We start from the raw sequence: 13131 nt of genomic DNA, 5'->3' as shown, positions 1-13131 counted from the left end.
CTCATGAATCGTTCAGATAAAGGCTTTGGTTTAACCGGTGTAATAGTCACGGTTATCTTGCTTATTGTTGCCGCTATTTTTAGCGCTTCCGCTAAGTCTTCTCACATTTCAAATAACTCAACAACTACTGCTTCAGAATCTACTATTTCCCAACAGTCCTAAATTTAGAATCTTTTTTTACAGGTAACACCATGAATATTAAATCTATTGTTTTAGCCTTATTGGCTTTAAGCATGTTGTCGGGCTGTACTGAAAACAGTACCTCTAGCACAACAGCAACACCCCTAGTTACGCAGTCGTCAGCTTCTAATGACACCTTAAAAAATACCATGCAAGTCGACAAAGACTACCATTCCTTTGCTAATCCTGAAGCAGTTAGAGTCACTCATTTAAATTTGGATTTGACCGTAGATTTTGCGGAAAAAGTGCTAAAAGGCACGGCTTTGTTAGAATTTGAACGGGTTGATGCCACAGCCACACAGTTGATTTTAGACACCCGTGATTTAACCATTGAAAGTGTTAAGGCTAAGGGTAAGGCCCTTGATTTTGAGCTGGCAGACACCGATTCATTTTTAGGCGCGGCCTTAACTATTGAGATCCCTAATAATGTAAACAAGGTTGAAATTAGCTACCAGACATCACCTGAAGCATCAGGTGTGCAGTGGCTAACGCCCGAACAAACCGCGGGCAAACAACACCCGTTTTTGTTTACTCAAGCACAAGCCATTCATGCTCGTAGTTTTATACCGCTACAAGACTCGCCTCAAGTCAGAGTGACTTACAAGGCGACTATTCGCACCCCAAAAGAATTATTAGCAGTGATGAGTGCGTCTAACGATCCTGATACAGAACGAGACGGGGTTTATGAATTTTCAATGCCACAACCCATTCCTGCCTATTTGATTGCTTTAGCGGTAGGAGATTTACACTTTAAAGCCATGGGTGAGCGCACTGGTGTCTATTCTGAACAAGGTATTTTAGATGCGGCGGCCGCAGAATTTTCTGATACTGAGTCTATGCTTATTGCCACAGAAAAAGCGTTTGGCCCCTATAGTTGGGATCGATACGATTTATTAATTTTACCGCCATCTTTCCCGTTTGGTGGCATGGAAAATCCACGATTATCCTTTATTACCCCTACAGTGATCGCCGGAGATAAAAGTTTAGTGGCGCTGATTGCCCATGAGTTAGCCCATTCTTGGTCAGGCAATACAGTTACCAATGCTACTTGGCGCGACTTGTGGTTAAACGAAGGTTTTACCACTTATTTAACCTATCGCATTATGCAGATGATTTATGGAGACGAACGTTTTGAAATGGAAGCTGTATTAGGTCGCCAAGATTTACAAGCAGATATTGATTCGTTAGCGGCCAATGATCAGATTATGGCTATTGATTTACGAGGCCGTGATCCTGATGACGTTTTCAGTAATATTCCTTATGAAAAAGGCGCATTATTTTTGCGTGAGTTAGAACACAAGGTTGGCAGAGATAATTTTGATCAATTCTTATTGGGTTACTTTGACAATTTTGCCTTCAAAAGCATCACTACAGACCAATTTTTGAGTTACTTAGAACAAACCTTACTCAAAGAACATAGCGACAAGTTGTCAAAACAAAGAATTGAGCAATGGATTTTTGAACCTGGTGTCCCAGAAGGTGCACCTGTTCCTGAGTCAGATGCGTTTAGCGTTGTTGACCAAGCCAGAAACGATTGGTTAACGGGTAAAATCCAGGCTGACAAGATTGACAGTGAGAAGTGGGTGGTACATCAATGGTTGTATTTTTTAAACAATATGCCTGAAACCTTAACTCAAGCACAATTGGCAGATTTAGATTCAGAATTTTCCTTAACCAGTAGCCCAAATAATGAGATTGCTCATAGCTGGTTATTGATCAGTGTTAACAACTGGTATCAACCTGCATTTAGCCGATTACATGATTATTTGACCTCTATTGGTCGTAACAAATTAGTTAAACCTTTATACAAGGCACTATCACAAACCCCTGAAGGGAAAGTAATGGCTCAGAAAGCCTTTGCAGAAGCTAAAGCGGGTTACCACCCATTAACGGTTAAAGCCAACCAAGGTTTTGTTGAATAAAACAGACAATCTGAAATGCAAAAAGCCAATCATAATGATTGGCTTTTTGCTGTTAACTGCGACCAAAATGTAAAAAGTCAGCAGTATTAGCAGACCTCTTTAAACAAAGATTCATCAATAATAGTGTTATCGATAATGGCTTGTGCCATTTGTACACATTTTCCACACTGTGTGCCAGCAGCCAACTTTTGTTTGAGTTGGCGCATATTACCCACGCCGTCTTCTAAGACAGCCTGTTTAATCGCTTTATCTGTGATGCCATGGCATAAACACACGTACATAAAATATCTCATTAATCTTTATGCAAATAAGAATAATTGTTATTTACATAAAGATCAAGTGTTTGATTATTTAACCGTCAATGTCATGCTTGGATTAAACAATCTCTTACTTCTTAGCGTTTCATCCTAGATTAATTTTTGGCTATACCATTGTTTTTTATGCAACTGCACTTATACAGCTATATATAACTTGGCTTCACAGATATAATAATGAGTCTGTGATCTATTCAATAAAATAAACCGGAGAATGTAATGAGTGTTCTAGTTAGTCGCCCAGCCCCAGATTTTACAGCCGCTGCCGTACTCGGTACGGGTGAGATTGTTGACAGTTTTACCCTAAGCGAAGCCATTAAAGGTAAAAAAGCGGTATTGTTTTTCTACCCTTTAGATTTTACCTTTGTGTGCCCATCTGAGCTTATCGCTTTTGACAAACGTTACCAAGAATTTAAAAAGCGCGGTGTTGAAGTGATCGGTGTGTCTATCGATTCTCAATTTACACATAACGCTTGGCGCAATACACCTATAAACGATGGTGGTATTGGCCCGGTGCAATACGCTATGGTGGCTGATGTTAAACATGATATTTGTCAGGCATATGATGTTGAACATCCAGAAGATGGCGTGGCATTCCGTGGCTCTTTCTTAATCGATGAAGCGGGTGTGGTGCGCCATCAAGTAGTAAATGATTTACCTCTTGGCCGTAATATCGACGATATGCTACGTATGGTTGATGCCTTAAACTTCCACGAAGAACATGGCGAAGTATGTCCTGCAGGTTGGACTGAAGGTTCAAAAGGTATGGTGGATAGCCCTGAAGGCGTGGCAAGTTACCTCGCAGAGAATGCGGAAAACCTATAACGGGTTAGTTCTAAATTAAAAAAACCGCTGCGGCGGTTTTTTTATATGTGCATTTTGTAAATTATCCTAAGAAGGGCTAATTATGGGCCTCTAAACCACCTAAACTTTGCCATCTATTAAGGATATAGCAAAATAGTTCTGCGGTTTTTTCGGTGTCATACAAGGCCGAATGGGCTTCATTTTGATCAAAACTTATTCCTGCCGCCATACAGGCTTTAACTAATACGGTTTGCCCTAGTGCCAGCCCAGATAAAGTGGTGGTGTCAAAAGACACAAAGGGATGAAAGGGGCTGCGCTTAATGTGGCTACGTTCAATGGCGGCATTAACAAAGCCTTGATCAAAAGCGGCATTATGAGCAACGATCACCGAGCGCTGGCAATCTGCGTCTTTCTGCTCCTTACGAATTTTTTTACATAAATCCTTCATCACCTCGGTTTCGTCTTGTGCGCCTCTAAGGGCACAATAGGGATCGATACCATTAAAGTCCAAGGCGGCTTTTTCTAAATTGGCGCCTTCAAAGGGATTAACATGATAGTGAAAGGTTTTGTCTGGGTAGAAAAAACCATTTTCGTCCATTTTTGTGGTGACAGCGGCTATTTCTAAGAGTGCATCACTCTTGGCATTAAATCCTGCCGTTTCGACATCCACAACTACAGGGAAATACCCTCTAAAACGATTTTTTATTTCAAATGATTCTGACATGGAAACCTAGTAACTTTTTATGAAAGGAGATTATGGCAAGGTTCTTTTTCAGTAGCCAGTGTAAAACGTTAAGCACTACAATTTTTGCTAAACCTTTGTGGTACATTGTCGATATAATGGACAGAAGCGGGGAGCTTATTATCCATGTTTAAAAACCTTATAAAACTACTTATGGGTACTATTGTAGTATCCCTGTCTGTGAATTCGTCTGCAACATTACGCCAATACTCTGCTAATGTTGAAAATTCGGCATGGCAACTTAAAGATGAAAGCCGCTTACAATGTACCTTAAGTCATGACTTACCCGGTTATGGCGAGGCGATGTTCAGTAGTTTTGCATCAAAGCAACTGAATATGGAATTTGAACTGGATATGTTACGCCTACCAAAGTCATATGGTGTAGCAGCTGTGTATTCAATACCTCCTATTTGGATGCCAGGACAAGTACAACGTACCATTGCTGACATGACCATTCGTAAGCAGTATAACGGTGATTTACCCGAACAAGCTGCTTGGACTATGTTGTCTGAGTTAGAAAAAGGCTTTTGGCCGACTATTTATTATCAGGATTGGTATAATCAGCATGATAAAGTCGCTGTGGGATTAAACGCCAGCAATTTTGCTGTTCCCTATGTGCAGTTTGCCGAATGTGTGGCCAATTTATTACCCTATAGCTTTCAAGATATAGCCTATACCGTGCTTACTTATCAATTTAACAATACCGAGCTGACTAAGTATTCACAGAAACGTTTAGCGATGATTGCTGATTACCTAAAAGAAGATGCAGACTTGGAGTTGGTTTTATTAGATGGTTATACCGATAGTTATGGTGGCCGAGCAATCAATAAGCAAATTTCAATTCGCAGAGCTGTTGAGATAAAAACGTTTTTTGCTGCAATGGGCGTCGCGCCAGAACGTATTGAAGTGACTGGGCATGGTGAGAGACGACATGCCTCTCCTAACACCAATGAAAGCACCCGCGCTAAGAATAGGCGGGTAGTTATTCGGATGTCTAAGGCATAAATCATTGGCTAAAAAGTTAGCCAAGCTATTATTGGCAGCGACAGGACACCCATCCATCGCAGCCGACTTTTGGGGTTCCGCCATCGGTCGTACCGCAACTACAATCGCCCGAAGAACATGGGCCTTTGCATTCGGTCCAGCGGTCGATGATGCCATGCCAAATACTCGTGCATAAAGTGGTATTCGGTCCGAGTGCAATTGCCCCGCATTCTTTGGTAGTGGGGCCAAACTCACCGCTTTCACTTAGTTGCGTATTTAGTATTGCACGGACTGGTTTGGACCATGTCATATCTTGGTCAGATCCTTCCGATAGACCAATACTGACCGAGCCTGGTAATTGCGCACTGTTTCCACCGCAACCACAGCCACTTGAGCCAAAAGCAGCTTCAGCTTTTGCGACTACATCAGCAAATGAACTGTTGCGTGAAGCCAAACGTACTGCAAAACCCATGGCTTTATTTGGATTGATTTCTTGGAGTAATGCCGAAACAGCGCGAGTGAGGCCAACATTGTCACTAACATGGGCTGAAACGAAAGCCCCAAGTTCGGGGGAACCACAATAAATAACCACACGACCTATTGCTTTAACGGCAAATGCGCTGGCACTGCCACTACGCGTTATCTGGCCTGGTAGAGTTAACTCAAAGAGATCCTTGGGCGTATCGACATAGACTTGTTTGATAATTTCTACAGGGCCACTTTGGATTTGTCCTAAGGGCGCTTCTTTCACATAGGTTTCATTCGACATAATAAACTCTCTTAACTGAGGTAAATGGTGATTGAAATGTTTTGAATATAAGAAGGATAGTAGATGAAGCCTAAATACCAATATTCCCCATTAAGTTTTCCCCACTCGTTGACCACCCTGCGACTGAGATTCAGCGTTCTGTTTAGGCTAAAATGAACCTGTGACTAGCTCTAGTGTGGGCTGTCACAGGTTTATTGGTTTACTACAATTGGTAGTTACATACCAAGTTTAGTAGGAAAGGCAGGAGCTTTGTCGTGACGTACTGGTTTGTGGGTTTTAAGTTGTCCTAATACTTCACTCACAGCTCGTTGTAGCTGCGCATCTTGGCCTTTGTTGACTAAGCTAGGGTCAAGTTCTACTTCGATGTCTGGTGCGACACCTTCGTTTTCTACCCGCCATTCGTGATCTGGGGTGAAAAAGCGAAAGTGAGGTACAGTTTGACCGCCACCGTCAATTAATGAACGGTTAGCCGAAATGCCAATTAGTCCGCCCCAAGTGGTTTTGCCTATTAGTTTACCCAAGCCCATGCGTTTAAAGCTGTAAGGTAAAAAGTCACCACCCGAACCCGCATCTTGGTCAATTAGCATCACCTTAGGGCCATAGATCCCCGCAGCTGGGGTGTTTAATACCATTTCACCCGAGCGATATTGCCAACCTGCCAGGTACTCGCGACTTAATACATCGGTGATGTAATTGGCTGCTTGGCCACCCCCATTACGCCTTTCGTCGATGATCATGGCACGTTTGTCTATTTGCGCAAAAAACATCCGGTTAAAATAGGTGAATCCGCCAGAGCCAGTATTGGGCAAATACACATAGCCAACTTTGCCATCGCTTAATTCATCCACTTTTTTGCGATTCGACTCTATCCAATCCCAGTTCCGAAGGGTAGATTCATTAGAAATCGGCTCTACCACTACAGTTTTAGCGTTTTTATCCGAACCATCTCGACTGACGGTTAAGCTGGTTTGTTTTCCAACAGTGTTGACAAACAATTGATGGAAGTTGATACCAGAGGTTAGTTTTTCACCATTGATTGCAAGTATATGATCGCCTTCTTTCACATCTATTCCGGGTACTGCAAGCGGTGCTTCAACAAAGGGATTCCAAGACTCGCCAGTATATATTTTATCCACAACATACTGACCTTTTTGTAACCGAATATCCGCGCCCAACAGGCCTACTGGCACGAACGTTTCTTGGTGAAGGTCGCCGCCATAAATCCGGTTGTGGCCTACTTCCATTTCACTAATCATTTGCACCATTAACCAGTTTAGGTCTTCGCGGCTACCCACGTGATCGAGCAGAGGACGGTACTGTTTGTAAACGTCAGCCCAGTCTAATCCATGAATGTTGGGATCATAAAAATAGTCGCGTTCGTTACGCCAAGCTTCATTAAAAATTTGCAGCCATTCTTGTTTAGGATCTATCAAGGCTTTCACATCTGAAGTATCTAAGTCTTTTGCTTCAAACTTTTTCGCCACCTCGCTAACTTTTATTTTATTTTTGGCAAAACCTAACAATGCTTGTTTGCCGTCTGCTGACAAAGTAAAACGTTCGACATTCTCTAATACATCCTCAACTTTTTTATCTTCGGCGTTAAAACGCAATAAATCTGAAGACTGCAGTGCTCGGCCATTGGGTTCTATGCTGGCGCCGGCCTGGGTATTTTCGAGGAAGTACAGCATGCCATCATCAGCCACAGCTAAGTCAGAATAGAAGCGCTTTGGTACAGGTAAGGCAACAATTCTATTGGTTAAGCCTTTTGCATCCACCTTAACTTCTGGTGCCGTCTCGCTATCGTCTTGGTCTTTTTTACCTTCTTTGCCATCAGCGTCTGTCTGAGTAGATTCGTCGCCTGCTTTGGGTAACAAGGGGGATTTTCCATCTGCCTGTAACACTGCGGCATATAAACCAAAACGTTGCGGTTTTTCCTGAGTTGATAAATCTAATCCAAAACTACTAGGTCCGGCATTGGTAGAGGATGCAAAATACAAATATTGCCCATCGCGACTAAAAGCCGGCCAGTCATTATGGCTAAGGCCATCGGTGACACCAATGGTTTTTTGGCTAGAGAATTGATAAAGATACAGATCCCACAAGTAGTTTTGTCCACTTTTGGTGTAAGCCAACCAGTCGCCATCAAAAGAAACGGCAGTATTAAAGCCCAGCATATTCGTTTGTTTGGCTATTTGTTGGCGTTTTCCAGAATCAGAGTTGAGTGCCCACATAACTAAATTAGAATCGGCATAGACTATATTTTTGTTATCAGCGCTCCAATGCAGTAAAGAAAAATCTGCCTCATAGTCACCCAATGAATGTGTGCTTATAACCTTGCCGGATTGTTCAGCAATTACTAGCTTTTGTTTGTTAGCTTGGTCAGAAATATAAGCAATCTGTTGCCCTTTGGGCGACCACAAGGCATCTCGCTCGTTTACCCCTGAAGAGTTAGTGATATTGCGCGTGCTGCCATCTTTTACTGGTACGGTAAATACTTCACCACGGCCACTGATCAAAACGCGTTTACCCGTGCTAGACAGCTGGCTATTGGTCATTGCCTGCATGGCGTTTTTCCATTGGGGGCGAAGTTGTGGTAAATCAGGTTTGATATCTATACTAAGCTTTGTTGTTTTAGCACTTTTAGTATCCAAAATATGTAAAGCTGTGCCTTTGGCGTATATGATCTTTGAGTCAAAGACGTTAGCGCTGTCGATGTCCCAATCGTTAAATTGCGTTATTTGTTTAAGCTTACCTTTTGCAAAGCTATATAGGTTTTTGGTTTTGTCACGATCTGATAGAAAATACACCTGCTCGTCTATCCACATGGGGTTAGTGTCAGACGCATTCTCGTGGGGTATTTCGGTATAACTGTTTTTGGCTAAATCCATGATCCAAATAGGTGGCGTGCTGCCACCACGGTGATTACGCCAGCCACTGGCGCCAATGTGAGCAGTGCGGTAGGGGCGATAAGCCAATAATTTACCGTTATGGTTATAACTGCCTTCAAATGCTAAAGCTTGCATGACTTTTTCTGGAAAACCACCTTTGGTCTCTATCTGGTATAAATGTCCTGAGCGGCCACTGGCCATTTCTCTTGCTGACATAAACACCACTGACTGTCCTTGTGGATGCCAGCCAACAACAGTATCCCTGCTTGGATGCCAAGTAAGACGGCGCGGTTGGCCTCCTTCAACATTAATCAGATAGACATCGTTATTGCCGTCATAATTGGCAGTGAACGCAATAGTTTTGCCGTCTGGAGAAAAGTGCGGAGCTTGTTCCATTGCAGGATGGGAAGTCAGGCGCTGCGAATTTTTACCGTCGCGAGCAGCGACATAAATGTCCCCTGCGTACACAAAAGCAATCTGTGTTTTACTGATGTCAGGTTGTTGCAACATCAAGGTTTCGGCCTGTGCTAAAACAGGTAGTGTTAGTAATGCTAAACACCAAAGTTTTGTGTTGATTAACCAGCTAAAAAGTCCTTTGCGCATTTTATTTATCTTCTTTGGTTAGTGAGTGTATAAAAGTAAACGCGATGTACTAACTATTCAACTAGCATTTAAATTGACCACTTGGTAGCGCCAATTCGAATAACTAAAGTTGCAGCTAAAACCGAAATCGATGCACCCATTGAGACAGTTTGCACTAAACAATACACGGAAACAGATGTACGACCTATATCTTTAGATCTAAGACCATTAAAATGCTAACTCTTGAAATTCAATTCATTTAACAATAACTTCGGCCATAAATTCTCTTTAAATTTTTCTCTAAAAAAACCTAAGTGCCCGATGCGCTTCTCGCCCATATCTTGTGGATGATAGTTTTTTATTGCTTTGTTTTGATGGCCAAATAAAGCGTGTAAGTCTTGCATGTTAGTGGCCGATAACATTTCGTCGTCACTAAAGGTAATAGACACCAGGGGAATATCTATTGTCAAGAATTTTTCTTTTACGCTTTCCGACTCTACACCTACGCAGTAGTCGGGGTGCAGACACCAGCGTCGCCATTGCAGCATCACCTGTTTAGGCATATCGCCCACAATCCCCAGCTTCTTTCCGGGAAAATAACCCAATAGAGCTGTGGTTAGAGGTAAAAGGAAGTACCAAAGAAGCGGTGCCTTGTTACGCAGGGCAGGGGCATTACGTTTCCAATAACCCGTACCAGATGACACAGTTATTACCTTGTTAACCTTTTGAATATTCTCCACCAGTGGAAACACTTGCCCACCCAAGCTGTGCCCTAACCAATAAATAGGCGCGCCACAGTCTTGGTTAATGACGAACTTTAGTGCGGCTGAATAATCTTGCTTTACCCAATCTAGAATATCGCATTGATACTCCTTTAAATGCCTATCCTTGCTTTCACCCATACCATTGCAATCGAAGGTTAAAACACAAAAACCTTGCTCGGTTAGCCATTTGGCAACGGGTTGATAATAGCGCTGTGATACACCCATAGCCGAAGCGATGACAATCTTTCCTTTGATTAACATGTTATCTGAATGGTTTGGAGTAAACCAATATCCTTGAATTTGGGTTTTGTCTGTGGTCTTTAAAGTGACGGCTTGCATGTTAATTAACCTATTGCTTGTTTTGTGTGATGTTTTGAGTAAACAGGTTTACTGCACAATTGCACATGTCATCTATATGGCTACTATCTGCGTATATCCCATCAATCAATAGCCGTGCTATGCCATGCATAGTGCCCCAAGTAACTTGGGATAACCTCAAAGTATCTTCGGTGTTTGGCATCAATCCTTGGGCTTGCCATTGTTTTGTCATCTCTACTTGCGAATTAAAGCTGGGGTAGGCTACATCTCGTAGCTCATTGGTGGCACTATTTTGTTTCCAGATTGTGCGGCCAAACATTAGATCATACATTTCGGGGTTGTCTGCGGCATAACTAATGTAGCCATGAAAAAACTGTCGATATTTTTCTTTAGGAGTCAGTCCTGATTGGCTAAAAATAGCCAGTGAATCTTGTTGCCAACGCACAAAACCTTGCTCGGCTATTGCACATAGTAATTGGTTTTTGTCCTTAAAATGATGATAAGGCGCAGTGCGTGACACACCTACTTTGTCAGCCAGTTTTCGTAACGACAAACCTTCAATACCGGTTTCTTTCAACAAATCGCTGGCTACATTTAATAAAGTACTGCGTAAGTCTCCGTGGTGATAACGGGTTTTAGACTGTTTAGGTTTTATTTGGCTGTTTTGACTCATAAGTGACTATTAAAAAATTTAATGTTATCTATCTTGACAGCGTCAACATAAGCTTTTATCTTGACGCTGTCTAGTTATAAATATCAAAATAGGAATGTTATCAATATGAGCGCGAATACTGCCTTAGAGCAAGGTCTAAAAAATTTCCCAAATTTACTTAAACCCTTAGATTTAGGCTTTACCCAACTCAAAAATCGCGTATTGATGGGCTCAATGCACACTGGACTTGAAGAGGCGCCTAATGGCCATGTTCGCATGGCGGCATATTTTGCCGAACGTGCTAAGGGTGGAGTAGGCCTAATTGTGACTGGTGGGTTTGGGCCCAATGACGAGGGGGCAACTCACAAAGATACTAATCGCTTAGATACAGACCAAGCCATTGCAGAGCATAAGACCATCACCGATGCGGTACATCAATATGATAGTAAAATCTGTATGCAAATTTTGCACACTGGCCGCTATGCCTATAATCCAGCATTGGTAGCGCCATCTGCGGTACAAGCACCTATTAATCCTTTCAAACCTAGAGCCTTAGATGCAGTTGGGATTGAAAAACAAATTCAAGATTTTATTGATACCTCACTACAAGCTCAAAAAGCCGGTTACGATGGGGTAGAAATCATGGGTTCTGAAGGATACTTTTTAAATCAATTCATAGCAGCCCGAACCAACCACAGAGACGACGAGTGGGGCGGTTCCTATCAAAACCGTATTCGTTTACCGATTGAAGTGGTGCGCAGAGTGCGTGAAGCCGTTGGCAAAGACTTTATTATTATTTTCCGTCTATCGATGTTGGACTTAGTAGAAGGCGGCTCTGATTACAACGAAGTGGTTGAGTTAGGCCAAGCCATTGAAAAAGCTGGCGCAACTATCATTAACACTGGCATAGGTTGGCACGAAGCGCGTATCCCTACTATCGCAACAAAAGTACCTCGCGCAGCTTTTACTTGGGTAACGGCTAAATTTAGGAAAGCCTTGTCAATCCCAGTTGTTACTTCAAATCGTATTAATACACCAGAAGTGGCCGAAGAGGTTCTTGCTCGTGGTGACGCCGATATGGTGTCTATGGCCCGTCCCTTTTTGGCCGACCCTGACTTTGTATTAAAGGCCATGGAGAATCGCTCTGATGAAATCAATACCTGTATCGGGTGTAATCAGGCCTGCCTAGATCATGTGTTTGAAGGCAAAACCAGTAGTTGTTTGGTTAACCCTAGGGCTTGCCATGAAACAGAATTAGTGATTAACACCGCGCCAACCATTAAAAGTATTGCCGTCGTAGGCGCAGGACCAGCAGGTTTAGCTGCAGCAACAACAGCAGCGGAGCGTGGTCATAAGGTCACTATTTTTGATTCAGCATCTGAGCTGGGTGGACAATTTAATATAGCGAAACAAATTCCCGGCAAAGAAGAGTTTTATGAAACCCTTAGGTATTATAAGCGTCGATTAGAATTGCTTAATGTCATCGTTAAGCTCAACACTCGCGTCGATGCAGATACCCTAAATAGCAGTGAATTTGATGAAGTGGTTATCGCTACGGGCATCGCGCCGCGCACCCCGCCCATTGAAGGTATTAAGCACAGTAAAGTACTGAGTTATATCGATGTGATAGTCGACAAAAAGCCAGTGGGTAAAAAAGTCGCCATCATAGGCGCTGGTGGTATTGGTTTTGATGTATCAGAGTATTTGTCCCATTCGGGTGAATCTACCAGTCAAAATATTCCTGCCTTTATGAAAGAGTGGGGCATTGATATGACCTTTGGCTCTCGTGGTGGCATTGAAGGGATTCAAGCTGCACCTTTGCCATCACCACGAGAAATTTATTTACTGCAACGTAAAACCACTAAAGTGGGTGCTGGATTAGGTAAAACAACAGGTTGGGCCCACAGAGCAGGCTTGCTCAGCAAAGGCGTAAGCATGTTGGCTGGGGTTGAGTATCTTAAAATTGATGATGCAGGGCTGCACATTAAAGTGAACGACCAAGTGCAGGTGTTAGATGTAGATAATGTCATTGTTTGCGCCGGTCAAGAGCCTTTGCGAGAGCTAGTGGAAGGGTTGAGTAAACCCCATCATTTGATTGGCGGAGCCGATGTGGCATCAGAGTTAGATGCTAAACGTGCCATTAACCAAGGAACACGACTAGCGGCAGCGTTGTAGGGCTTTAAACTTCGTTAAGGTCCATTTAAAAAGCCAA

Annotated in this window: 11 protein-coding genes; 5 read left to right on the top strand and 6 right to left on the bottom strand. The window is 42.7% G+C overall.

All coding sequences use genetic code 11. The annotated features are described in order from the left end of the window. The first annotated feature begins 3 nt into the window (after nt 1-3). Nucleotides 4-162: a hypothetical protein gene (locus Q0688_RS08290; RefSeq protein ID WP_299074887.1), complete on the top strand. Its 159-nt coding sequence runs from the start codon at nt 4-6 to the stop codon at nt 160-162. A gap of 29 nt (nt 163-191) precedes the next feature. Beyond that, complete coding sequence (locus Q0688_RS08285) at nt 192-2102, top strand: M1 family metallopeptidase (RefSeq protein WP_299074886.1); 1911 nt, start codon at nt 192-194, stop codon at nt 2100-2102. A gap of 86 nt (nt 2103-2188) precedes the next feature. Here Q0688_RS08285 and Q0688_RS08280 read toward each other — a convergent pair whose 3' ends face one another. Continuing rightward, the gene (locus tag Q0688_RS08280) at nt 2189-2383 is read right to left on the bottom strand and encodes a (2Fe-2S)-binding protein (protein WP_299074885.1); all 195 of its coding nucleotides are present in this window, start codon (nt 2381-2383) and stop codon (nt 2189-2191) included. A gap of 252 nt (nt 2384-2635) precedes the next feature. Between Q0688_RS08280 and Q0688_RS08275 the strand changes: the two genes are divergently transcribed. After that, nucleotides 2636-3241, top strand: coding sequence for a peroxiredoxin (locus Q0688_RS08275; protein WP_299074884.1), 606 nt, complete (start codon nt 2636-2638; stop codon nt 3239-3241). A 76-nt stretch (nt 3242-3317) separates the two neighbouring features. Here the strand turns inward: Q0688_RS08275 and rnt are convergent, their stop codons facing one another. Then, nucleotides 3318-3944, bottom strand: a complete 627-nt coding sequence (gene rnt / locus Q0688_RS08270) for a ribonuclease T (RefSeq protein ID WP_299074883.1) — start codon at nt 3942-3944, stop codon at nt 3318-3320. A gap of 144 nt (nt 3945-4088) precedes the next feature. Here rnt and Q0688_RS08265 point away from each other — a divergent pair, with 144 nt between their 5' ends. Beyond that, nucleotides 4089-4967 carry an OmpA family protein gene (locus tag Q0688_RS08265; RefSeq protein ID WP_299074882.1) on the top strand — a complete coding sequence of 293 codons (879 nt, stop codon included), beginning with the start codon at nt 4089-4091 and terminating at the stop codon, nt 4965-4967. Between the two features lie 28 nt (nt 4968-4995). On the opposite strand, the gene Q0688_RS08260 is transcribed toward Q0688_RS08265, so the two are convergent. The 4 genes from Q0688_RS08260 to Q0688_RS08245 all read right to left on the bottom strand — a co-directional run bounded on the left by Q0688_RS08260 (nt 4996) and on the right by Q0688_RS08245 (nt 10940). Next, nucleotides 4996-5715: a hypothetical protein gene (locus tag Q0688_RS08260; protein ID WP_299074881.1), complete on the bottom strand. Its 720-nt coding sequence runs from the start codon at nt 5713-5715 to the stop codon at nt 4996-4998. Nucleotides 5716-5930: 215 nt separating this feature from the next. After that, nucleotides 5931-9206: a S41 family peptidase gene (locus Q0688_RS08255; RefSeq protein WP_299074880.1), complete on the bottom strand. Its 3276-nt coding sequence runs from the start codon at nt 9204-9206 to the stop codon at nt 5931-5933. Between the two features lie 215 nt (nt 9207-9421). Then, nucleotides 9422-10288: an alpha/beta fold hydrolase gene (locus Q0688_RS08250; RefSeq protein WP_299074879.1), complete on the bottom strand. Its 867-nt coding sequence runs from the start codon at nt 10286-10288 to the stop codon at nt 9422-9424. 10 nt (nt 10289-10298) lie between these two features. Next, complete coding sequence (locus tag Q0688_RS08245) at nt 10299-10940, bottom strand: TetR/AcrR family transcriptional regulator (protein WP_299074878.1); 642 nt, start codon at nt 10938-10940, stop codon at nt 10299-10301. Between the two features lie 105 nt (nt 10941-11045). Between Q0688_RS08245 and Q0688_RS08240 the strand changes: the two genes are divergently transcribed. After that, nucleotides 11046-13094, top strand: a complete 2049-nt coding sequence (locus Q0688_RS08240) for an NADPH-dependent 2,4-dienoyl-CoA reductase (RefSeq protein WP_299074877.1) — start codon at nt 11046-11048, stop codon at nt 13092-13094. Nucleotides 13095-13131: the final 37 nt, after the last annotated feature.

The organism is uncultured Paraglaciecola sp., from assembly GCF_937123705.1.
Classification (GTDB): Bacteria; Pseudomonadota; Gammaproteobacteria; order Enterobacterales; family Alteromonadaceae; genus Paraglaciecola.
The sequence above is the reverse complement of the archived record's forward strand: the minus strand, read 5'-3'. Positions and strand labels throughout refer to the sequence as shown.